Source organism: Flavobacterium dankookense, assembly GCF_004362665.1.
Lineage (GTDB): Bacteria > Bacteroidota > Bacteroidia > Flavobacteriales > Flavobacteriaceae > Flavobacterium > Flavobacterium dankookense.
On record NZ_SNXR01000015.1, the window covers coordinates 78,609 to 100,526 of the forward strand.

At 32.7% G+C, this 21,918-nt stretch carries 21 protein-coding genes and 1 tRNA gene; 15 read left to right on the top strand and 7 right to left on the bottom strand.

Going from position 1 to position 21,918, the window contains the following annotated elements; translation table 11 throughout:
* Positions 1 to 89 precede the first annotated feature (89 nt).
* Complete coding sequence (locus BC748_RS10625; protein ID WP_133533477.1) at positions 90 to 2,525, bottom strand: DUF5916 domain-containing protein; 2,436 nt, start codon at positions 2,523 to 2,525, stop codon at positions 90 to 92.
* 187 nt (positions 2,526 to 2,712) lie between these two features.
* On the opposite strand from BC748_RS10625, the gene BC748_RS10630 reads away from it, so the two are divergent.
* Positions 2,713 to 3,405: a murein L,D-transpeptidase catalytic domain family protein gene (locus BC748_RS10630; protein ID WP_133533478.1), complete on the top strand. Its 693-nt coding sequence runs from the start codon at positions 2,713 to 2,715 to the stop codon at positions 3,403 to 3,405.
* Here the strand turns inward: BC748_RS10630 and BC748_RS10635 are convergent.
* Both BC748_RS10635 and BC748_RS10640 read right to left on the bottom strand, forming a co-directional pair.
* Positions 3,402 to 4,985 carry a L,D-transpeptidase family protein gene (locus BC748_RS10635; RefSeq protein WP_133533479.1) on the bottom strand — a complete coding sequence of 528 codons (1,584 nt, stop codon included), beginning with the start codon at positions 4,983 to 4,985 and terminating at the stop codon, positions 3,402 to 3,404. The two genes, BC748_RS10630 and BC748_RS10635, sit on opposite strands and share 4 nt — an antisense overlap.
* Positions 4,982 to 5,425: a GNAT family N-acetyltransferase gene (locus BC748_RS10640; protein WP_133533480.1), complete on the bottom strand. Its 444-nt coding sequence runs from the start codon at positions 5,423 to 5,425 to the stop codon at positions 4,982 to 4,984. The genes BC748_RS10635 and BC748_RS10640 overlap by 4 nt, the downstream gene beginning before the upstream one ends.
* A gap of 158 nt (positions 5,426 to 5,583) precedes the next feature.
* Between BC748_RS10640 and BC748_RS10645 the strand changes: the two genes are divergently transcribed.
* A tRNA-Gly gene (locus BC748_RS10645) sits at positions 5,584 to 5,659 on the top strand.
* A gap of 39 nt (positions 5,660 to 5,698) precedes the next feature.
* Here BC748_RS10645 and pepE read toward each other — a convergent pair.
* On the bottom strand, positions 5,699 to 6,412 hold the full coding sequence (pepE, locus tag BC748_RS10650) for a dipeptidase PepE (RefSeq protein WP_133533481.1): 714 nt from the start codon (positions 6,410 to 6,412) through the stop codon (positions 5,699 to 5,701).
* A 95-nt stretch (positions 6,413 to 6,507) separates the two neighbouring features.
* Here pepE and BC748_RS10655 point away from each other — a divergent pair, with 95 nt between their 5' ends.
* From BC748_RS10655 to BC748_RS10675, 5 genes are all read left to right on the top strand, one after another.
* Positions 6,508 to 7,284: a hypothetical protein gene (locus BC748_RS10655; RefSeq protein ID WP_133533482.1), complete on the top strand. Its 777-nt coding sequence runs from the start codon at positions 6,508 to 6,510 to the stop codon at positions 7,282 to 7,284.
* Positions 7,265 to 7,762 (top strand): DUF6702 family protein, encoded by a 498-nt coding sequence (locus BC748_RS10660; protein WP_133533483.1) that lies wholly within the window; start codon positions 7,265 to 7,267, stop codon positions 7,760 to 7,762. Before BC748_RS10655 ends, BC748_RS10660 begins: the two co-directional genes overlap by 20 nt.
* Before the next feature lie 63 nt (positions 7,763 to 7,825).
* On the top strand, positions 7,826 to 10,084 hold the full coding sequence (locus tag BC748_RS10665; protein ID WP_133533484.1) for a M1 family metallopeptidase: 2,259 nt from the start codon (positions 7,826 to 7,828) through the stop codon (positions 10,082 to 10,084).
* Between the two features lie 76 nt (positions 10,085 to 10,160).
* A complete protein-coding gene (locus tag BC748_RS10670) occupies positions 10,161 to 10,484 on the top strand; it encodes a Sec-independent protein translocase subunit TatA/TatB (RefSeq protein WP_133533485.1) in 324 nt (107 codons plus the stop codon).
* Positions 10,484 to 11,041 (top strand): phosphatase PAP2 family protein, encoded by a 558-nt coding sequence (locus BC748_RS10675; RefSeq protein ID WP_133533486.1) that lies wholly within the window; start codon positions 10,484 to 10,486, stop codon positions 11,039 to 11,041. Before BC748_RS10670 ends, BC748_RS10675 begins: the two co-directional genes overlap by 1 nt.
* Positions 11,042 to 11,044: 3 nt before the next feature.
* Here BC748_RS10675 and BC748_RS10680 read toward each other — a convergent pair whose 3' ends face one another.
* Entirely contained in the window at positions 11,045 to 11,686 is a 642-nt protein-coding gene (locus tag BC748_RS10680) for an O-methyltransferase (RefSeq protein ID WP_133533487.1), read from the bottom strand.
* A 60-nt stretch (positions 11,687 to 11,746) separates the two neighbouring features.
* Between BC748_RS10680 and rlmN the strand changes: the two genes are divergently transcribed.
* The 6 genes from rlmN to dnaG all read left to right on the top strand — a co-directional run bounded on the left by rlmN (position 11,747) and on the right by dnaG (position 18,974).
* Positions 11,747 to 12,787, top strand: coding sequence for a dual-specificity RNA methyltransferase RlmN (rlmN, locus tag BC748_RS10685; RefSeq protein WP_133533488.1), 1,041 nt, complete (start codon positions 11,747 to 11,749; stop codon positions 12,785 to 12,787).
* Between the two features lie 232 nt (positions 12,788 to 13,019).
* Positions 13,020 to 14,000: a polyprenyl synthetase family protein gene (locus BC748_RS10690; protein WP_133533489.1), complete on the top strand. Its 981-nt coding sequence runs from the start codon at positions 13,020 to 13,022 to the stop codon at positions 13,998 to 14,000.
* A 230-nt stretch (positions 14,001 to 14,230) separates the two neighbouring features.
* Positions 14,231 to 14,791: an RNA polymerase sigma factor gene (locus BC748_RS10695; RefSeq protein WP_133533490.1), complete on the top strand. Its 561-nt coding sequence runs from the start codon at positions 14,231 to 14,233 to the stop codon at positions 14,789 to 14,791.
* The gene (locus BC748_RS10700) at positions 14,778 to 15,572 is read left to right on the top strand and encodes a hypothetical protein (RefSeq protein WP_133533491.1); all 795 of its coding nucleotides are present in this window, start codon (positions 14,778 to 14,780) and stop codon (positions 15,570 to 15,572) included. Before BC748_RS10695 ends, BC748_RS10700 begins: the two co-directional genes overlap by 14 nt.
* Positions 15,573 to 15,679: 107 nt before the next feature.
* A complete protein-coding gene (locus BC748_RS10705; protein WP_133533492.1) occupies positions 15,680 to 16,816 on the top strand; it encodes a hypothetical protein in 1,137 nt (378 codons plus the stop codon).
* Positions 16,817 to 16,982: 166 nt separating this feature from the next.
* Positions 16,983 to 18,974 carry a DNA primase gene (dnaG, locus tag BC748_RS10710; protein ID WP_133533493.1) on the top strand — a complete coding sequence of 664 codons (1,992 nt, stop codon included), beginning with the start codon at positions 16,983 to 16,985 and terminating at the stop codon, positions 18,972 to 18,974.
* A gap of 32 nt (positions 18,975 to 19,006) precedes the next feature.
* Here dnaG and BC748_RS10715 read toward each other — a convergent pair whose 3' ends face one another.
* Complete coding sequence (locus tag BC748_RS10715) at positions 19,007 to 19,636, bottom strand: response regulator transcription factor (RefSeq protein ID WP_133533494.1); 630 nt, start codon at positions 19,634 to 19,636, stop codon at positions 19,007 to 19,009.
* A 69-nt stretch (positions 19,637 to 19,705) separates the two neighbouring features.
* Complete coding sequence (nadE, locus tag BC748_RS10720; protein WP_133533495.1) at positions 19,706 to 20,527, bottom strand: NAD(+) synthase; 822 nt, start codon at positions 20,525 to 20,527, stop codon at positions 19,706 to 19,708.
* A gap of 96 nt (positions 20,528 to 20,623) precedes the next feature.
* On the opposite strand from nadE, the gene gldB reads away from it, so the two are divergent.
* Both gldB and gldC read left to right on the top strand, forming a co-directional pair.
* The gene (gldB, locus tag BC748_RS10725) at positions 20,624 to 21,589 is read left to right on the top strand and encodes a gliding motility lipoprotein GldB (RefSeq protein WP_133533496.1); all 966 of its coding nucleotides are present in this window, start codon (positions 20,624 to 20,626) and stop codon (positions 21,587 to 21,589) included.
* Positions 21,582 to 21,917 (top strand): gliding motility protein GldC, encoded by a 336-nt coding sequence (gene gldC, locus BC748_RS10730; protein WP_162846448.1) that lies wholly within the window; start codon positions 21,582 to 21,584, stop codon positions 21,915 to 21,917. Before gldB ends, gldC begins: the two co-directional genes overlap by 8 nt.
* Position 21,918: the final 1 nt, after the last annotated feature.

Here is a 21,918-nt window from a genome sequence, read left to right on the forward strand (position 1 = left end):
GCTAAAAATTTTAGCAAAGATAAACGATTTTCAAAATTTGAAATTAGAAATGGTATTGCGAATTTGATAAAAATTAAAGCCTAAATCGACTATTTTTTCAAAGAATTGTAATCAATAAAATAGCGAATGCTAAAAGATAATGTATGGTTTAGGTTTTCGTTGTTTATTGCGCTGTTGAAGTTGTTGTCAAAATTTCGATTGAACTCTCTTGAGAATTGAGCAGATTGGTTTCTATATAGTATTGATAGTTGGCTACCTGGAGCAAACCACCAAGAATAAGATAAATCCAAGTTCCAAGTGTTAAAGTTTTGATTTAAGTTTTCATTAAATACAAAGTTATTTTCGAAAGTTCCGTCTTCTTTTAAAGTTAAAAACTGTTTATTAGTTACATACGACCAGTAGTGTCTTACAAGAAGGTTAAAATTCATTTTTTCGTTTATGGAATATTTTGCTTGAATTTCGTTAGTGAAATTTTTCCGGTCTCTTCTAGCAAAAATTGTATTATCAAAATCATCAAAAGCAACCCAACCTGTATTGTTATTTTGTCTAAAGAAATTAAAACCATAAACCAAAGATATTTTATCATTTACTCTATATCTTGGACCAAAATAGAAGCCATAGTTTACTCTTCGAAGTTCGTTTATAAATGTATACGATGGATTAAAATCAATTGCAAATTTATTATTGTAGTTTTCAGAAAAGAATAAGAAGAACTGAATTTGTTCTGGTATTTCTACAAATTTCCTTTCGTCGATAGATCGAGGTTCGTAAAAATCATAAGTCACTAATGGTTTTGAATTAATTCCAAATCCGAAGTAGTCATTTTTCTTATTGTCAATATTAAAGTTTAGGCTTAATCTATTTGCTTGTAATCTTCCAGTCCTATTATCGAATTCATTATAAAAATTCATGTTTGGACTGAATGCATTGAAAAGGTTATTAGGTTTTAGAATTCTGTAACTAACACTACCATAAATCGAATGGTAATGGGTTTGGAAATTTATACCTAAATCATTGTTGTCATAATCATTTGAAACGTATTGACTACTGAAGGCAAAACGATATTTTCCGCTTGTTTTTCTAAATTCAAGGTAGCTGTCGTATCCTTTTTTATCTTCATTATTATAAAGCTCATTGATATAGCTGTATTTGAAATTTCCAGATAGATTATAGGAGTTTTGCTTTGTATTCAAATCCCAAACTAGTGCTGAGACGTTGGCATCGCGAAATTCACCGTTTCTTGTTACATTAGTATTAACGAATGCGACGGATGAGTTTTGGTTGAAACGTTGGTCTAAAACCAATACATTGAAATTAGTTAAAGGTTCTACAACTACTTTTCTGTTTTCTGTTGTTGTGGTATTATCGCTGTTAACAGTTGTTTTTCTAATTGTAGCATCTGTTTTTTCAGTTACTGCATTTAATACTCCTATTCCTAAACCGCCTTTTGTTCTTCCTGAAACTTTTACAGCATTTAATAGGTCCACTGTAGTTGGATAATCAATAACCTCTTCGTTAGAATCAATTATTGGATATGTGGAAGGCGAACCACCAATTCGTCTAGTATATAATAGGTTTCCTTTATTGAACAAATCTGTTCCTTCAGTAAAGAATGGTCTGTTTTCGGCAAATTGTTGTTCAAAAGCGCTTAGATTTAGTTCGACGTTGTCAAATTTTGTTTGACCAAAATCAGGGACTAGTATTGCATCTAATGTGAAAGCATCGTTAATTCCGTATTTTACATCCAATCCACCTCTAAATTCTCCGTAAGCTTTTTGTTTTGTGTTAGCGTTTAGGTAGTATGAAGAATAAGGTATTAGAAATAAACGTGTTGGAGTTTTAATGTTTTCAATTCCTTCAAGTATTCCGGCTTGAACACTTTCATTAACTATTTTATTGTCCAATAAACTCCATGATAGTTTTTGTCTTTCGCGTCTTACTTCACGATAAATGTTGAAACCCCAAGTTTGTTTTTCAACAGTTGAAAAACGTAATGCAGCATAGGGAATTTTCATCTCAACAACCCAGCCAAAATCAGTTACTTTAGTTTTACTATCCCAAATAGCATCCCAAGTATAATCTTCATCACTAGCTTCTGTATAAACTGCATCAATTTGAACTCCAGCAGCGCTCACAAAAAAACGAAACTCTTGTTGACCATCATTATAACCATTAAACCAAACTCCAAAATGGTCTGCTGTTGCAAAATTATCTCGAAGAGTTAATTCTTTTAAAATCTTATTGGGTTCGTTGTCGAAAAGTTTTGCAGCAACATAAATGGCTTCGTTGTCGTATATTATTTTTACTTCACTTCGTCTATTGTTGCTTTCTGGTTTTCCGTTGGTTGGAAATATTTCGATAAAATTTGTAGCAATTTCCGCATTTTCCCAGCTTTTTTCATCAAAATTGCCATCAATTGTGATTTTTTCCGAAATCAATTGTGTTTTTAAACTCCTTTTTTGTGCAAAAAGAGAAACAGAGGAAAATAAAATTATGGCAAAGTAATAATGAAAAACTTTGGGCATTTAGTTGGTTTTTAGACAACAAAAATAAATATTTAATTGTTTCTTACAACATGCAAACAATAATTTTAGAGAATTTTCGTTATCTATAATAATGGTAATGACTATGTTTTTTGTTTTTTATTTGGAAGTTATCATTTTTTTTATAGTTTTGTCGTCCCAAGTCTAATTTTTAAACCTATAACTATCAATGAATTATAAGATTTTTTCCCTTATTGCGTTTGTGTTGTTGACTTCTTTTAACAACGTTCCAAATAAAAATTTAGTTACATCATTTCCAACAGAATCAGTTAAGCCAACCGTTTCTAGAGTTGTATCTGTTTATAATGAATTGAGCTCAAATTCTTTTACTTCGCCTAGTTTTGAAAGCTTTTCTATTGCTTTGGAAGGATTTTATAAACTAAAAAGAAACGGTCAAGTTACCAAAGATATTTTAACATTGATTGATTTTTCTTTGTCTTCCAATTCAAAACGTCTTTGGGTTATTGATTTAACTAATAACAAAGTCTTGTTTAACTCACTTGTTGCTCATGGAAAAAACACTGGAGAAGAATTTGCTTCTTATTTTTCCAATAAAGCAGAGTCTTTTCAGAGCAGTTTAGGATTTTATGCTACTGCCGAAGTTTACAATGGAAAACATGGAATGTCATTGAAACTAGATGGTTTGCAAAAAGGACTAAACGATAAAGCAAGAGAAAGAGCAGTTGTAGTTCACGGTGCTGATTATGTTTCTGAAAGTTTCATCAAAATCCACAAACGTCTTGGTAGAAGTCAAGGTTGTCCAGCATTGCCAGTGGAGTTAAATGAAAAAATTATCAATGTGATTAAAGATAAATCATGTTTGTTCATTTATCATCCTTCAAAAAGCAACCTGTTTATTTAATTCATCTTTTTGAATAATTCCTCGTCAAGATTGTAGATGTCATCTCTGAAAATGAGTTTGTTGTCTTCGCTCCAAGCTGTCCAATACCATTGATGAACATAGATTGGTGTTTTGATAGAAGCATTTTTTGTCTCGCCCGTTTTTAGAATTTCTTTTATTTTTTCTGAATCATAATTCATAGTATCTTTTAGTAGAGAAGAAGTCAATTCTAGTGGGTTTTCTACTCGAACGCAACCCGAACTCAATGAGCGATTCCATTTTTCAAAATAATCTCTGTGGTTCGTATCATGTAGATAAACCGAAAATTTATTCGGAAAAATAATCTTCACCATTCCAAGTGAATTAAAACTTCCTGGACTTTGAACATATCGATAACCTTTCGCTTTTGAAGCATTCCAATCGCTAGCCGATACTTTGTTTCCAGTATTATCATAAACCGTAATGTTTTTACTAGCAAGATAACCTCTATTTTTTATTGTTGCAGGAATAATATCTTCTTTCAAGATTGTTGGCGGAACAGTCCATGTTGGATTAAAAACAGCATAACTTAGCTTTGAACTTAATATTGGTGTTTTTCTTTTATTGGTTCCAACAATCACTTTGTGCGTTCTAACGGTATCGTTATTTTCAACTAGACGAAGTTTGTATTCTGGAATATTTATGATGACATATTCATTTCCTAAATCTTGAGAAAACCATTTCCAACGTTCCAAATTAGCCATGATTTGATGCTTTCTTTTGGTTTTAGAAAAGTTTAAAGCATTCAACGTTCCTTTTCCAATTACACCATCGGCTGCTAAACCATGTCTTGCTTGAAAACGTTTTACGGCTTCAACGGTTTTAGAATCATAAATTTTAGTCAATGAATCTTGAGGCTTTAAATCCTTCCAATACATCAATCTTCGTTTTATAGTAAGAATAGAATTTAATGTGTCGTTTGGGAGTATTTTTTCTGAAAAAGCAATTGTTTTTATGGTGTCTTTTGGAAACGAATTTAAAATTCCCATAGCTTTTTTCAGTCTTTTGTAAACAATATGTTGCGGTTTACAGCTATCAAGTACAGTCTGCAATTTGTTTTCTTTGAATGCTTTTAAAAGAATAACATTGACATCAGTATTTTTAGGTTTTAAATCCCAATCACCATAAATAGCTTTTGGATTTAATTTCCCCTGACTGATGTGCCAAATGTATTTTTGCAAATTATAAGTCAGAAGTAAATCATAGTCGACCAATTCTTTATCATTCAGTTTATTGATTTTTGTCTCAAGTTTATTTAGCTTTTCAAATCGATAATCATCAGGAAAAAGTCCTTCGTTTTCAGCATTTTTGAATTCGTTTAAAATGATTTTTCTAAATTCGGTCGATTGCCAAACGGTTTCATTATTGTAGTTTGCATAAAAATCCACTAAGACTGGACTTTCAAATTTGGCATAAAGTGTAGTATCAATTTTTAAGATCTTACCTTCATAAGGTTTGTCCCTTTTGATGATTTCAACTTTTTTGGGAGATGTTTTTTTTTCAACCTCTTTTTTACAAGAAACGAAAATCAGAATAGAAAGGAGTAAGAAAAAATATTTCATAGTTGAATTTTTTTATACATCACAAAATGTGTACCAATGTCTAAAATTTCAAAAGAATCGCCACTTTTTTGATAATCTTGTTTTTCATAAAAAGGAACTGCACTACTTCTTGCGTTAAACCAAAGTAAAGCTTTTTTTTCTTTTTTCAAAAACGATTCACAATGAGAAAGTAATTTTTCGCCCAAACCCATTTTTTGATGTGATTCTAAAACTGCCATACCACGGAGTTGTATTTGTGTTTGTTCTGAAAAATAATCGTGATTTTGATTAAATAATGAGGCAACACCAACTAATTTATCGTTTTCATAAATTCCAAAATGGGTAGTTGAAACTTCATCATCGCCCTTAAAAAAGCAACTTTCAATAGGTTTTCCTTTTCTCAAAACAGGATGTCGAACAGCAAAAGCTTCTTGAAAAGTAATTTCTTTAATGAGTGACATACAGAGTTGGGTCTTTTTGTATTTAGAATAAAGATATAACTTTTTAAATGTAAATTACTTATGATTTGAAATTACTTTTTTTGTTTTAAATCGAAAAAAAATAGTTTAAAAAATTTGCAACAAAGAAAACAAATTCTTTATATTTGCACTCACAAAATGCGGAAGTAGCTCAGTTGGTAGAGCTCCAGCCTTCCAAGCTGGTTGTCGCGAGTTCGAGCCTCGTCTTCCGCTCCAAAAGAAAACCTCAAACGAAAGTTTGAGGTTTTTTGTTTTCTATATTTTCTTTAAAAATGCTAAATTAGTTTCAGGCTCCAATTCTTCTGGTGTTTGATTTTGTCTAAAAATCCTTGCCGTTAAATCTCCTTTTAAAATGATAGTTTCGCCATTTACTTCAAGCCAACTTCCTTCGCGCAAGCCCAAAACAGGAATGTCGTTAAAAGCATGAAACTCTTTAATTCTAGTTTCGCGCGTTTCGCCCATGTGTTTGCTCTGCAAATCGGGATCAAGATAATGTGGATTTAAGTTAAACGGAATTACACCAAGCGTTTTAAAACTCGGCGGATAAATTATTGGCATATCATTAGTGGTTTGCATCGAAATTCCAGTAATGTTACTTCCTGCACTTGAACCAAGATAAGGTGTTCCGTTTTCGATGGCATTTCTTAAAACATCAATTACATTATTTTGATACAGTTGAGTAACCAATAAAAATGTGTTTCCGCCACCAGTAAAAATGCCTTCGGCTTGTTCAACGGCTTTTGCAGCATTGTCAAATTCATGAAGTCCAACTACTTTTTTGTTTATTTTAGAAAAAGTTTCGGCTACTTTTTGAGTGTATTCATCATGAGAAATTCCACCTGGTCGAGCATAAGGAATGAATAAAATGGTTTTGCAATCCTTGAAATGATTTTCTAAAACTGGCAAAATATAGTCCAAATAAGAACCGCCGTGAAGTGTTGATGTACTGGCAATAATTAGCTTTTTCATTTTCTGAATTTTAAAGGTCAAATATAAGTTTTAACAAAAGATTATAGTGTAATTATTTTATAAAAAGATATTTTTACAACGTAAAATTGTAGTCAATGAAACGCTTTTTGGTTTTAGCATTTTTTGTTTTTTATATTCCAATGTTTTCACAGATTGATGAGTTGCATTTCTTAAAAGGAAAAGTGATTTGTCAAAATGTTGATTTTACTTCGATTATAATTACAAATCAACGTTCCCAAAATTCGTTAAATCCAGAAGTAAAAGGTGATTTTTCGCTTTTTGTTAAACTTGGTGATAAATTACTTTTTGAAGGATTAGCAGTTGATACAAAAGAAATTGTAATTACAAAAGAAGATTTGGCTAAAAAACTTTTCACAGTAACGTTATATGCTAAAGTCATTCCACTTCAAGATGTTGAAATTAAAACCTATCCTAATATCAATGCCGTTTCGTTAGGGATTTTGCAAAAACCTGCAAAAGTTTACACGCCAGCCGAACGAAAATTAAGAACAGCTGGTGATTTTCGTTGGTATTATCCACTCTTAATTCCGCTTGGTGGAATGCCACTTGATGGTTTAATTAATGGGATTTCTGGTCGAACGGCAATGCTAAAAAAAGAATTAGAAGTTGAAAGAAAAGAATTGACTATAAAGAAAATTGAAGATAATTTCGAGGAAAAATATTTTACCGAAACATTAAAAATTCCAAATGATTATGTAAAAGCATTTCTTTTTTATATTTCGGATAATAAAGAATTAAGAACTGTTTTGGCTGCAAAAGATAAAGTGCAAATTGACTTTGTTTTTGCTAAATTAGCAACAGAATATACAACACTTTTAAAAGAAAAAGAAAATGAAGTGGAAGCAAAGTAGTCTTTTTTTATTGGCGATAATCGTATTGTCATCATTTACTGTGCATAAATTTTATGTTGGAATGTTTCAAATGAAATTTGTGCCACAAAAAAAGGAATTACAAATCACAACCCGAATTTTTGTAGATGATTTAAACTTGGCATTAGAAAAAAAATTCCATAAAAAAACATTCATTGGCGAACCAAAAGAAAGCCAAGAAGACGAAGTTTTTATGCAAAAATACCTAGCCGAAAAATTCAAATTAAAAATTAAAGGGCAACCAAAGAATTATACTTTTTTATCCAAAGAAATAGAGAATAACGTTGTCATTTGTTACTTGAAAGTCAAAGATTTAGCAAAGATTAATTCGCTCGAAATTGAAAACTCCATCTTGATGGAAATCTATCCTGAACAGCAAAATATAATCCAACTTGACAATAACGGCGAAAAGCAAAGCTTATTGCTAACCGAAGAAAACTATAAAGGAATGTTAAAATAAATCCGTAGTTTCTTCATTTTTAAAACAATTGTTCTATTTTAGTTCCCTAAAAATTAATGAAATATGACTAAAACTAACCCGATTTTAGTAACCATATTATACTTGACTACCAGCTTTTTAGTAGCGCAAGAAGTTCAAAAAGAAACAAAGTCTACTGAACGAAATCCTGATAAATTCATGCAAATGTATGATTTGTTGGCAACGCCAAACATGTATCGTACTGCTTCTGGCGCACCTGGACCAGAATATTATCAGCAGCAAGCCGATTATAAAATCGATTTAGAACTCGACGATAAAAATGCAAAATTATATGGTCAGGAGACTGTAACTTACACCAATAATGCCAAAGAAAGTTTGGATTATCTTTGGATGCAATTAGACCAAAATCAACAATCTCGAAAATCACTTTCACCATTAGTTCAAAACAGTGTAACCGATCCAGCTATGTCGCCAAAAGGTTTTTCTAGAACGTATTTGGAGGAAAAGTTTGATGGCGGATTTAATATCGAATACATCAAAGATGCTGCTGGAAAACCGATGAATTATACCATCAATCAAACGATGATGCGTATTGAGCTACAAAAACCATTAAAGCATGGCGAAAAAATTTCATTTTCTATAAAATGGTGGTACAATATTAATAATTATCGTTTAGATGGCGGACGTTCTGGTTATGAGCAATTTTCCGACGGAAATAGATTGTATGTTTTGGCACAATTTTATCCAAGAATGGCGGTTTACAATGATGTTGAAGGTTGGCAAAATCAGCAGTTTTGGGGTTCTGGAGAATTCACGTTGCCTTTTGGGAATTTTGATGTAAACATTACCGTTCCATCCGATCATATTCTAGAAGCAACAGGTGATTTATTGAATAGAAACGAAGTTTTTACAGCAGCACAATTAGCTCGTTATCAATTAGCGGAAAAAACATTCGATAAACCTGTAATTGTAGTTACACAAGCCGAAGCCGAAGCTGCTGAAAAAGGTTTTTCAGACAAGAAAAAAACATGGAAGTTTAAAGCGACCAATGTGCGCGATTTTGGAATTTCTTCTTCACGAAAGTTTATTTATGATGCAATGGCTGTAAAATTGGAAACTAGAACCGCTATGGCAATTTCATTGTATCCAAAAGAAGGTAATCCGCTTTGGGAAGAGTATTCTACTCGAATGGTTGCGCATACGTTGAAAAGTTATTCAGCACATACTTTTGATTATCCGTATCCAAAAGCCATTTCAATCAATGCCGAAGATCAAGGAATGGAATATCCAATGATTTGTTGGAATTATGGTCGTCCAGATAAAAATGGTGTAACTTCTGAACGAATAAAAAACGGAATGATGAGCGTAATTGTTCACGAAGTTGGGCACAATTATTTCCCAATGATTGTCAATTCGGATGAACGTCAATGGACTTGGATGGACGAAGGTTTAAATTCATTTATGGAGTATATGGCTTTGATGGAATGGGATGAAAAATTTCCAGCACAACGCGGACCAGCAAAAAATATCATTCCCTATATGAGTGGCGATCAAAAAGGATTGGAACCAATTATGACCAATTCCGAAAGCATTCGACAATTTGGAAATAATGCTTATGGAAAACCAGCTACGGCTTTGAATATTCTTCGTGAAACCGTTATGGGAAGAGAGTTGTTTGATTACGCTTTTAAAACCTATGCTAATCGTTGGAAGTTCAAACATCCTACACCAGAAGATTTTTTTAGAACGATGGAAGATGCGTCTGCTTTTGACTTAGACTGGTTTTGGCGCGGTTGGTTCTACACAACAGATTATAACGACATCGGAATTAAAGAAGTGAAAAAATATTTTGTTAGCAACGAACCTTCAAAAGAAGTGGAAGCGTTTTTAAAAACACGTCGTCGTAGAAATCAAATCGAAGGTCCAGCCGTTTATATGATTGCTGATGGAAGTGAAAGCTACAAACCAAGCTTAAACAAACTATTTGAAATTAAAGACAGCAAACCTTTAGAAGAATATCTAAATGCAACGTTTACCAAAGAAGAACAAGCCAAATTGAAATCGCCGAAATATTTTTACCAAGTGACCTTTGATAAACCTGGAGGTTTGGTAATGCCAATTATTGTGGAAATGACTTTTGAAGATGGAACGACCGAAAACCATCATTTTCCGGCGCAAATTTGGCGAATGAACGATAAAGAAGCGATTAGAACATTTGCTACACAAAAAGCGGTGACAAAAATTGTGGTTGATCCAAAAGAAGAAACTGCCGATATTGATGTTTCAAATAATACTTGGCCAAAAGCGGATGTAAAATCTAAATTCGACGAATCTAAGAAATAAGTTAATTATCTGTTTACTGATAAAAGCTCTTGCAAAAACTTTGTAACTTTGCAACTCGAAATAAAAGATTAAAATTATGTTTGGAATTGGCGGCGGAGAATTAGTATTCATCATTTTTATAGCATTAATGCTTTTTGGTTCCGATAAAATACCGGGAATTGCAAGAACGTTAGGTAAAGGAATGGCGCAGCTGAAAAATGCTACTAACGAAATCAAATCAGAAATTCAAAAAAGTGCAGATGCCAATGGTGTAACCGATAGCATGAAAGAGTTGACGTCAAGTTTTACAAAAGAAGTTGATGATATAAAATCGGGAATTGCTGCTCCAGATATCAATCCTGTAAATCAAATTGCAGAAGATTTTGAGGATTTGACCGGTCCAATAAAACGTCAACTATAATGTTTGAAAAAATAATCGATTTAGACAAAGAGTTATTGGTTTATCTCAATAATTTAGGCTCCGAAACGTATGATGATTTGTGGTTGATTATTACCAAACAATTATATTGGTCACCTTTGTTTTTATTGATTTTTTATTTACTTCAAAAAAAAATCGGGTGGAAAAAATTCGGGTATTACATTTTGTTCACAGCAGTTTTACTCTTGATTTGCGACCAAACTGTAAATCTTTTCAAATACGGCTTTGAACGACTTCGTCCAGTAAATGATACAGAAATAAATGGATTACTTCGTATTATAAAAACCAGTAAATCATTCAGCTTTTTCTCTGGTCATGCAACAAATTCTATGGCTTCTACAGTTTTTGGAGTTTTGATTTTAAGAAAATATTATAAACACGCTTACTTACTGTTTTTGTTTCCTTTAATCTTCGCTTATAGCCGAATTTATCTCGGATTGCATTTCCCAACAGACATTCTAACCGGATATGTTTTTGGCGCAACAATGGGATTTGTTTGTTATAAGGTATATAGTAAATTCGTAATTCGTAATTCGTAATTTTTATTTCACTCGACTTACCGTCAATCCATCCCGAATAGGTAATAAAACCGTTTCAACGCGTTCGTCATTTTTCAAAAGTTGATTGTATTCCAATAGTACTTTAGTCGATACATCGTTTGGTTTTACATCTTCCAAAACTTTTCCGCTCCATAAAACGTTATCCGAAAGAATTATTCCGCCTTTGTTCATCATCGGAACAATTAAATGAAAATAATTGATATAGTTTTCTTTATCTGCATCAATAAAAACTAAATCATACTTTTTATTCAAGGTTGGAATAATTTCTAAAGCATCACCAAGATGTTGAAAGATTTGAGTTGCCCACTGACTTCTATCAAAATACTTTCGTTGAAAATCAACTAGTTCTTCTTCTATATCTAACGTGTCTATTGTTCCATTTTCTGCTAAACCTTCAGCCAAACACAAAGTTGCATAACCAGTATACGTTCCAATTTCCAAGATGTTACTAGGATGAATAATTTTAGAAAGCATACTCAAAACTCTACCTTGAAAATGTCCGCTTAACATTCGTGGCTGCAAAATTTTTTGATGAGTTTCTTTGTTCAGTTGCGCCAATAATTCGGGTTCGTTTTCAGAATGAAGCGTTACATAATGATCTAATTCGTCGGAAAGGAAATGCATGTTTTTATTTTTTACAAAAATACGAATTATGAAATAATTAAAATACCCTAAATTTGCGCCATGGAAATCGAGAAAAAAGACATTCGCAGTTTAACCAAAGAGCAACTTCGTGATTTTTTTGTAGCCAACGGCGACAAAGCTTTTCGCGGAAATCAGGTTTATGAATGGCTTTGGAGCAAAGCATCGCACAGTTTTGAAGACATGACCAATGTTTCCAAAGAAACTCGTGCCATGCTCGAAAACAACTTTGTTATCAATCATATCAAGGTGGATCAAATGCAACGCAGCGAAGACGGAACCGTAAAAAATGCCGTTCGTCTGCACGATGGTTTGATTGTAGAAAGCGTTTTAATTCCAACCGAAACACGAACAACTGCTTGTGTTTCCAGTCAAGTTGGTTGTAGTTTGGATTGTAATTTTTGTGCTACAGCACGATTAAAACGAATGCGAAATCTCGAACCAGGCGAAATCTACGACCAAGTTGTTGCCATCGACCGCGAAAGCCGTTTGTATTACAATCGACCTTTGTCCAACATCGTTTTTATGGGAATGGGTGAACCGTTGATGAACTACAACAACGTCATGAAAGCCATCGACATGATTACTTCCGATGAAGGTTTAGGAATGTCGCCAAAACGTATTACCGTTTCCACATCAGGAGTTTCCAAAATGATAAAAAAAATGGCAGATGACGAAGTAAAATTCAAGTTAGCCGTTTCCTTGCATTCCGCCATCGAAGAAACTCGAAACCACATTATGCCGTTTACAAAAAACTTCCAATTGCCTGAATTACGTGAAGCATTGCAATATTGGTACAAAAAAACCAAAAGCAAAGTCACTTACGAATACGTGGTTTGGAAAGGAATTAACGATGACAAAGCGTCTATCGATGCCTTAGTGAAATTTTGCAAATATGTGCCGTGCAAAGTCAATTTAATCGAATACAATCCAATCGATGATGGCGAATTCCAACAGGCGTCAGACCTTGCTATCGACAACTACATCAAAGCCTTAGAACAAAACGATATCGTTGCCAAAGTGCGTCGCAGTCGCGGAAAAGACATCGATGCCGCTTGCGGACAATTGGCTAATAAATCGTAAAGTGTCAATCCCAATTTAGTTGGGATAGGAGCGAAAGGTTTAGGCATTTTTGCAATCCATTTTCCTGCTTTCCGTTTCAATCTTTTATGAATTGCCACGGGTTTAAACCGTGGCAATTCATAAAAGGATTTCCACTACAATCAGGGCTAAAAAAGGAATTGTATTGAATACCGTTAAGATTATTATAACACTAACGCTACTTCAAGCAAAATACCTATTTTTGTACTCATAAATGAACGTCACTTCTCAAATAAAACAACCTATTTTGATTGAAATGGAACTTTTCGAAAAAAAGTTCTACGAATCAATGACTTCCAAGGTTGCGTTATTGAACCGAATTACCTATTACATCGTTAACCGGAAAGGAAAACAAATGCGACCAATGTTTGTTTTTTTGGTAGCAAAAATGCTTTCCGAAAACAGCGAAGTAAACGAACGAACCTATCGTGGAGCAAGTGTAATCGAACTTATTCACACTGCAACTTTAGTTCACGATGATGTTGTGGATGATAGCAATCGCCGTCGCGGATTTTTCTCTATTAATGCGTTGTGGAAAAATAAAATTGCCGTTTTAGTTGGTGATTATTTGTTGTCAAAAGGATTATTGCTTTCCATTGACAACGGCGATTTCGATTTGCTTCAAATCATTTCGGTTGCCGTTCGTGAAATGAGTGAAGGCGAATTACTTCAAATAGAAAAAGCCAGAAGATTAGACATTGTCGAAGACGTTTATTATGAAATCATCCGCAAAAAAACAGCAACATTAATTGCTTCGTGTTGTGCGCTTGGAGCAAAATCAGTTTCAGAAGATAAAGATTTAGTAGAAAAAATGCGTCTTTTTGGAGAACTCATCGGAATGGCTTTTCAAATCAAAGATGACCTTTTTGATTATACGGATGATGCTATTGGAAAACCAACCGGTATTGACATCAAAGAACAAAAAATGACGTTGCCGTTGATTTATGCTTTGAATAATTGTTCGCCAAAAGAAAAAAGTTGGTGCATCAATTCAATAAAAAATCACAACAAAGACAAAAAAAGAGTTAGAGAAGTTATTCAATTCGTTAAAGACAAAAACGGACTAACTTACGCCGAACAAAAAATGGTTCAATTCCAGCAAGAAGCACTTTCCTTACTTCAAGATTTTCCAAATTCAACATACAAAGAAAGTTTGATTTTAATGGTTAATTATGTTATCGATAGAAAAAAATAATTTTCAGTCGCAGTTTTCAGTCGCAGTTTTCAGTCCAGTTAACACACAGCTTGTTCACGCAGTTTGTCATTCCGAGGAACGAGGAATCTCATAATTTTATTTAAGAAAAATTGATTGATAATCAATCATTTAAAAACTTTTTAATTTTTAATTCATAATTTTTATTTATTTCATACAACCATTTTCCATCGACATTCGTCTATGCTAATAGAAACACTTCATAATAGATTTTGAAAGTAATAAGCTTACATAAAGAAGAAAAAGAATTAATCGAATTGGCTGTCGAGAACAATCGTCATGCACAACATCAGATTTATTCCAAATATGCTCCGAAAATGCTAAGCGTTTGCCGCCAATACATCAAAGATGTTCATCAGGCAGAAGATATTATGATAACCGCTTTTATGAAAGTGTTTACCAATTTAAAAAATTTCAAACACGAAGGAAGTTTTGAAGGTTGGATTAGACGAATAATGATTAACGAAAGTATTTCATTTATTAGAGTTCAAAAGAAAGTGAAGTTTCTTGAAGACGAAAACTTTGTTGAGGAAAAAGCAAACAATATCGAAAGTCAGTTTTCAGTGGAAGACATTCAGTTTTTGATAGACAATTTGCCCGATGGTTACAAAATGGTTTTCAATCTCTATTGCATTGAAGGTTTTAAACATCAGGAAATTGCCCAAATGCTTGGAATTAGCGAAGGGACATCAAAATCACAATTGTCTCACGCACGTAAAACACTTCAAGACAATGTTTTAAAATTAAAGAATTATCAAAATGGCACAGAATAAATTAGAAAATCAAATCAGAGAAAAGTTGAATTCAAGAGAAATTCAGCCTTCTGCTCAAGCTTGGGATCGATTGGATGCAATGCTAACCGTTGGCGAAGAAAAAAAAACAAAGCGTTCTTTTTTCTCCTTCAAGTATATTGGAATTGCTGCCAGCGTTTTGGTATTCGTAACACTTGGTTTGTTCTTTTTCAATCAAAAAAATACAACAATTGAACAACAAAATACCGTTGTTGAAAGTGACAGCAAAAAACAAAATACCAAAGAATCGGTTTCTTTAAAAGAAAATGCAATTCTAGGAAAGGATCAAAATACTGAAGTCATAGTTTCAAATGAAAAAATGACAACTAATAAATCGACATCTGAAACTCGAAATTTTGAGCCAAAAAATAGTAGCGAAGTTTCAATCATCAATCAAAAAAACAATCAATCCCAAAGTCTCGGGACTATCATCAATCGTGAAAAAGAAATTGAATACATGATTGGAGAAGCCATTGGAATTAAAGATTTACCCATTATTGAAAGTCCAACAAAAGTTTTTATCTCCAAAAAAAGTAATTCAAAAAAACCATCTTACATTGATGTTGATGAACTTTTAGCATCGGTTGAAAAAGATAGAGAAAAGGAAACTAAAGTCAGCAAATCCAATATAAATGTTGATGCCAAAAGTCTTCTTTCTGAAGTTGATACCGAATTGGATATGACGTTTAGACAAAGAGTTTTGAACACGGTAAACAAAAATTACAAATCGGTGAAAGAAGCTGTAGTCAACAGAAATCATTAGTCAATAACAATAGCAAATTCAAAAATCAACTTCAAAAATCAACTTCAAATATTGACATTGAAATTGACATTGAAATTTAAAAATCATTAATCTTAAAATAAATAATCATGAGAAATTTTACAATTTACTTAGCAGTAGCATTATGTCTTTTTGTTAGCAAAATGACAGCGCAAGAAAATACTTTTAACGAAAGTGTTAAAGTCATTTCGGCAAAAATCGATAACGTAACCAAGCAAGAAAAAGAAGCGCTTAAACGAGAAGTGGAAAGCGTCAACGTAGAACTTGAAGAAGGAAAAATTTCGGCTAAAGAAGCAGAAGAAAAAAAGAAAGCTTTCGCTTCAAAAAGAGCCGAAAATATTGAACAGAAAGTTGCACTATACGAACAAGAATTGAAAGACTTAATTCAATTAAAAGCCAATGGAAAATTAGTTGACAAAAAATATAAAGTAGATACATTGGTGATAAACGGAAAAAAATATCCAACAACATATGAGGTAATTGATGACACAGAAATAAGTTTAAAAAAAGGAAAATTTACGGTGCAATGGAGAAATTGGGAAACAGATAGAAAGAGAAGAGATTCAATAGTTAGAAATATCTCAGAATTGCGAACAACATCACAGTTTGTTTTTGCTGCTGGAGTGAACAATTTGGTTACCGACGGAAGTGTTGCAAACTCTGATTTCAGATATTGGGGTTCACATTTTTACGAATGGGGAATTACTGGAAATACCCGAATTTTCAAGAATAACAATCTTTTACATGCCAAATATGGTTTTTCAGTAATGTACAATAATCTTCGTCCAACGGATAATCGAGTTTTTGTAACCGACGGAAATCAAACCAATTTGGAAGATTTTGGAGCTAAATTAAAAGATTCACGTTTACGAAATGTTTTTGTAACGGTTCCGTTGCATTTGGAATTTGATTTTACCAAAAAAAGAATCAACGATGCTGGAAAAGAAATCTTCAAAACTCATAAAAGTGTTCGTCTTGGAATTGGTGGATATGCAGGTTTCCGAGTAAAATCGAAACAAAAATTGTGTTATGAAATTGACGGAAATGATTTTACTACTAAAGAAAAAGGGGATTTCAATGTAAACGATTTTATTTATGGAGTTAGTGCATATCTCGGTTTTTCAGAAACCAGTTTGTATGTGAAATACGATTTAAATCCAATGTTTGCTGACAATGCAGTAAAACAAAATAACGTTTCACTTGGAGTGCGATTTGATTTCAACTAAAAATTGTTTAGGTTAGTTTATACTTTAAAAAGATGTTTCAGCAATGAAGCATCTTTTTTCTTTTAAGTATAAATTATAAATTCGGAATGCGTAAATTTACGGTCTTTCAATTTCAAGATTTTAGTAATCTAATAATCTAAAAGTCTAACAATCTAAAAGTCTAAATTTGATAACCCGCGAAACTATAGATAAAGTATTCGAAACCGCTAGAGTGGAAGAAGTCATTGGCGATTTCGTCCAACTAAAGCGTGCTGGAAGTAATTACAAAGGATTGAGTCCTTTCTCTGAAGAAAGAACACCTTCTTTTATGGTTTCGCCTGTCAAACAAATTTGGAAAGACTTCAGTACCGGAAAAGGTGGAAGTTCAGTAACATTCTTAATGGAACATGAGCATTTCACTTATCCAGAAGCGATTCGTTATTTGGCAAACAAATACAATATTGAAATAGAAGAAACCGAAGTTTCTCAAGAAGATAAAATTGAAGCTAACGAACGCGAAAGCATGTATTTGGTTTCGGAGTTTGCTAAAAGTTATTTTCATGATACACTTTTACAATCGGAAGAAGGAAAAGCAATAGGACTAACTTATTTCAAAGAAAGAGGTTTTACATCTGAAACCATTGCCAAATTTGGTTTAGGTTATTCGCCCGAAACTTGGGATGCATTTACCAAAGAAGCATTGTCCAAAGGTTATCAACTCGATTATCTCGAAAAGGTAGGTTTGACCATCGTTCGTGAAGACGGAAAACATTTCGACCGTTTCAAAGGAAGAGTAATGTTTCCTATTCAAAGTTTATCGGGACGAAATTTAGGTTTTGGCGGAAGAATTTTGACCAACGATAAAAAAGCGGCAAAATATCTCAATTCACCAGAAAGCGATATTTATCATAAAAGTAAAGTTTTGTATGGAATTTTCCATGCCAAACAGGCTATTGCTAAACAAAATAATTGTTATTTAGTTGAAGGTTATACAGATGTTATTCAAATGCATCAAGCTGGAATTGAGAATGTTGTAGCTTCGTCAGGAACGGCTTTAACGCCAGACCAAATTCGACTAATCAATCGTTTAACGAAAAATATAACAGTACTTTTTGATGGCGATGCTGCTGGATTGCGTGCTTCCATTCGTGGAATTGATTTAATTCTCGAAGAAGGAATGAACGTAAAAGTTTGCACCTTTCCTGACGGCGATGATCCAGATAGTTTTGCTCGAAAAAATTCCTATGAAGATGTTATTCAGTATTTAGAAAATAACGCCAAAGATTTCATTCAGTTTAAGGCATCAATGCTGATGGATGAAGCTAAAAATGATCCTATCAAAAAAGCCGATTTGATTAGAGATATGGTTGTGAGTATTTCTAAAATTCCAGATAGAATTAAGCGCGAAGTTTACATTCAAGAATGTTCCCGAATTATGGAAATTTCGGAGCAAGTTTTGTTGAATACTTTGGCACAATTAATTCAAAAAGATATTTCTGAAGCTAATAAAAAACTGAAAAGTTCGGATAATTCAGAACAAAAAGCGTTTGAAGTTGTTAAAAATGAACCACAATTTACTCAAGAAAAAGTAAATATCGTTTTTGAACTCGAAAGAAAAATTATTGAGATTTTGCTTTTATACGGGAATTATGAAGAGCAGTTTGAAGATGTTATTTTAAAAGCAAATGACGAAGGCGAAGTAACCGAAGTCGTAGAAAAAGTAGATTATAAAGTTTTTCAGCGAATTTATCTCAGTTTGCAGGAAGACGAAATCGAATTGGCAAATCCATTATTTAGAGATATTTATAATGATTTAATCGAAAAGTATAATCAAGAAGAATTCAATCGCGAACACTATTTCCAACAACTTTCACCAGAATTTGCTCAAACGGTTACCGATATTTTGATGCAAGAAGAAAAAGAAGTTTTGCATAATTGGGAAACTAAACACATTTACGTAAAGCAAAAAGAACAAACGATTGGTCAATATGTAACCGAAACGATTATTTCCCTTCGTGAGTATTTAATCAATAAACTGATAATGGATTTAATGCAAAGTTTCACGCCAGATATTCCTGAAGAGGTTTTGGAAGAAATAAAAACTTCGATAAACGATTACAATAAGTTGAAAGTAGTTTTGACTAACAATATTGGCAGAATTCGTTCAACGTATTATTAAAAAAAAATCCCGATTGCTCGGGATTTCTTTTTTTAAACGATTTCTAAAGTTTTTGCTTTATTAACCAAGTCTACCAGGTTAGTTACGTTTAGTTTCGTTAGTAAACGAAGTTTATACGTACTGATGGTTTTCTCGTTAAGACCTAAAATCTTAGCAATTTCGTTGTTTTTCTTTCCGTCGCTTAGAAAACGTAATACCTCGATTTCTCGATTTGACAGTTTTCTGTACAAACGTTCTGATTTGTTTTGCTTAGCTATTAAAGCTAAGTTTTTCTTGATTTCTTCATTTAAGATAATCTGACCATTGTTTACTTTAACAATGGTAGTTCCTAAACTCTCAAGTTTTGATGTCTTGTGAACATATCCTGCACAACCAGCTTTGATAGCATTTGGTGCATAAATGTGCTCTGACAAGCTACTGAAAATGATAACTTTAGTTTTAGGAAAATTTTTAATGATTGATTTTACTTCATAAATACTATTTAATCCGTCTAAATCTAGATCCAAAATAAGAACATCGATTTCCTTATTTCTTAAGGCATCTGGAATCATAAAAAAATTCCCTACGTTCGAAACAATGCTTATTTCAGAGTGATCTTTAAAATAAGCTTTCATTCCAAAGTGTACTACTGGAAAGTTATCAGCGATACATACGTTTATCATAATTGTGGTATTTGATAAAGTTAATAGAAATTAAAGGTATAAAATTATTGAAAAATAAATAATATACTGTTAAAAAAAATTAAATTTTTTAATTTTTTTAGGGATTAAACATACAGGAATTGGATTCATCTTGTGTTTGTTGGCAAAATGTAACCGTTTATAGATTTTATATACCTCTTTTTCTCTTTCAACAAAGTCTGACTCTTCTTTTCCATCTTCAATCTGTAGCATTGCCCATTCTAGTTCATCATAACTCGCTCCAAGTTGATCTTCATCCGTTCTTGAATCGCCAAATAAACCATCAGTTGGTGCTGCTTTTTGAATAGATTCAGGTATATTTAAATAGGCAGCCAAGGCATAAACATCTGATTTCATCAAATCAGCAATTGGACTTAAATCAACTCCACCGTCACCATATTTTGTGTAAAATCCTACGCCAAAATCTTCTACTTTATTTCCAGTTCCTGCAACGAGTAATCCATGAATTCCCGCAAAATAGTATAGAGTTGTCATTCTAAGTCTAGCTCTTGTGTTAGCCAAAGATAAATTCAACTTAACGTCATTATCAGTTTTTGGAACTTCTGTTTTGAATGTCTCAAACACGGAAGTTAAATCCGCAATGGCGTGTCTCACGTTTGGGAAACGAGACTGTAGCTGTTTAATATGTTCTTTGCCACGATTAACTTGGGAAACATGCTGGTGAATTGGCATTTCGATGCACAAGGTTGTCAAACCTGTTTGTGCACAAAGCGTTGAGGTAACGGCAGAATCAATTCCACCTGAAATTCCAATTACAAATCCATCTACTTTTGCATTGGTCGCATATTCTTTTAACCAATTTACGATATGTTGATTTACTTTTTCAACATTAATTGTACTTTTTTTAGCCATCTGTTATGAGAGTTTTTAGAAACTGAAATGTATATTTGCAAAGTTAAAAAATCAGAAGTTTTTCAACGTAATTTTAAGTTTTTAATTCATTTGAAGATGAACAAATATTTCACCTTATTATTATTGTCATTATTGTTTATTGCCTGCGACAAAAAAACGAAAGTAGAGAAAGCAATAGAAGAAATTCCAGTAGAAGTAAAAGTTGATCGTTTTGATAAAGCTTTTTTTGAAACAAAACCTGAAGACTTAGCTAATCTAAAAGCCGAATATCCATTTTTTTTTCCAGAAGGAAATGATGATAAAGTTTGGATTGACAAAATGCAAAATAAAGATTGGAGAGATTTATATGCAGAGGTACAAAAAAAATTCCCCGATTTTGGAAAGCAAAACAACGAAATTGAGGAAGTTTTTAAACACATCAAATATTATTTCCCACAAACCATTATGCCAAAAGTTTACACGGTAATTGGTGAAATGGATTATAATAATAAAGCAATATATGCCAATGATAAATTGATTATAGCATTAGAATTATATCTAGGAAAAGAGCATAAATTCTATACATTCCCAGTTTATTTGAAACAAAATTTCGAAGAAAGACAGATGATGCCAGATGTTGTTTCGAGTTTTGCCCTAAGAAGTATTCCTGCGCCAAAAGATATTTCGTTGCTTTCAGAAATGATATATTATGGTAAAGAGTTGTATTTAAAAGATGTATTATTAACTTCTTATACAGATGCTGAAAAAATAGGTTATTTGCCAGAACAAATCACATGGTGTCAAGAAAATGAAAGCTATATTTGGCGTTATTTTATTGACGAAAGCTTACTTTATAGTTCGGATTCTAAATTAGCAAATCGATTTATAAATTTAGCGCCATTTTCTAAATTCTATCTCGAGATTGATAATGAATCTCCTGGACGAGTTGGGCAATGGATTGGTTGGCAGATTGTTCGCTCTTATATGGAAAACAATCCAAAAACTACTGTTCCTGATTTGTTGAAAATGAACGAAAAAGAACTATTTGAAAGATCAAAATATAAACCAAAAAAGAATGAGTAATAGTATCAAATCCGAAATAAAATTTAATGTAGAACTTGATGAAAATCGTGTTCCAGAAAAATTGTCTTGGACAGCACAAGATGGTGGTGTTTCTAATGAAGAAGCAAAAGCTATTATGTTGTCTATTTGGGATAGTAATGCGCAAGAAACATTACGAATTGATTTGTGGACCAAAGATATGCCAGTTGACGAAATGAAAAAGTTTTTTCACCAAACATTGGTTGGAATGTCGGAAACGTTTCAACGCGCAACTGCCGATGAAAAAATGACAGAAACTATGAAAGATTTTTGTGATTTTTTTGCTGAAAAAATGGAGTTGAAAAGATAAT

Excerpts from the sequence above, each read along its gene's own strand:
- BC748_RS10665 (WP_133533484.1), top strand. The coding sequence starts at position 7,826 with ATGACTAAAACTAACCCGATTTTAGTAACCATATTATACTTGACTACC.
- BC748_RS10625 (WP_133533477.1), bottom strand. The coding sequence starts at position 2,525 with ATGCCCAAAGTTTTTCATTATTACTTTGCCATAATTTTATTTTCCTCT.
- BC748_RS10655 (WP_133533482.1), top strand. The coding sequence starts at position 6,508 with ATGAAACGCTTTTTGGTTTTAGCATTTTTTGTTTTTTATATTCCAATG.
- BC748_RS10700 (WP_133533491.1), top strand. The coding sequence starts at position 14,778 with ATGGCACAGAATAAATTAGAAAATCAAATCAGAGAAAAGTTGAATTCA.
- gldB (WP_133533496.1), top strand. The coding sequence starts at position 20,624 with ATGAACAAATATTTCACCTTATTATTATTGTCATTATTGTTTATTGCC.
- BC748_RS10635 (WP_133533479.1), bottom strand. The coding sequence starts at position 4,985 with ATGAAATATTTTTTCTTACTCCTTTCTATTCTGATTTTCGTTTCTTGT.
- BC748_RS10675 (WP_133533486.1), top strand. The coding sequence starts at position 10,484 with ATGTTTGAAAAAATAATCGATTTAGACAAAGAGTTATTGGTTTATCTC.
- BC748_RS10630 (WP_133533478.1), top strand. The coding sequence starts at position 2,713 with ATGAATTATAAGATTTTTTCCCTTATTGCGTTTGTGTTGTTGACTTCT.
- BC748_RS10670 (WP_133533485.1), top strand. The coding sequence starts at position 10,161 with ATGTTTGGAATTGGCGGCGGAGAATTAGTATTCATCATTTTTATAGCA.
- pepE (WP_133533481.1), bottom strand. The coding sequence starts at position 6,412 with ATGAAAAAGCTAATTATTGCCAGTACATCAACACTTCACGGCGGTTCT.
- BC748_RS10640 (WP_133533480.1), bottom strand. The coding sequence starts at position 5,425 with ATGTCACTCATTAAAGAAATTACTTTTCAAGAAGCTTTTGCTGTTCGA.
- rlmN (WP_133533488.1), top strand. The coding sequence starts at position 11,747 with ATGGAAATCGAGAAAAAAGACATTCGCAGTTTAACCAAAGAGCAACTT.
- BC748_RS10705 (WP_133533492.1), top strand. The coding sequence starts at position 15,680 with ATGAGAAATTTTACAATTTACTTAGCAGTAGCATTATGTCTTTTTGTT.
- BC748_RS10715 (WP_133533494.1), bottom strand. The coding sequence starts at position 19,636 with ATGATAAACGTATGTATCGCTGATAACTTTCCAGTAGTACACTTTGGA.
- BC748_RS10680 (WP_133533487.1), bottom strand. The coding sequence starts at position 11,686 with ATGCATTTCCTTTCCGACGAATTAGATCATTATGTAACGCTTCATTCT.
- gldC (WP_162846448.1), top strand. The coding sequence starts at position 21,582 with ATGAGTAATAGTATCAAATCCGAAATAAAATTTAATGTAGAACTTGAT.
- BC748_RS10660 (WP_133533483.1), top strand. The coding sequence starts at position 7,265 with ATGAAGTGGAAGCAAAGTAGTCTTTTTTTATTGGCGATAATCGTATTG.
- BC748_RS10690 (WP_133533489.1), top strand. The coding sequence starts at position 13,020 with ATGAACGTCACTTCTCAAATAAAACAACCTATTTTGATTGAAATGGAA.
- nadE (WP_133533495.1), bottom strand. The coding sequence starts at position 20,527 with ATGGCTAAAAAAAGTACAATTAATGTTGAAAAAGTAAATCAACATATC.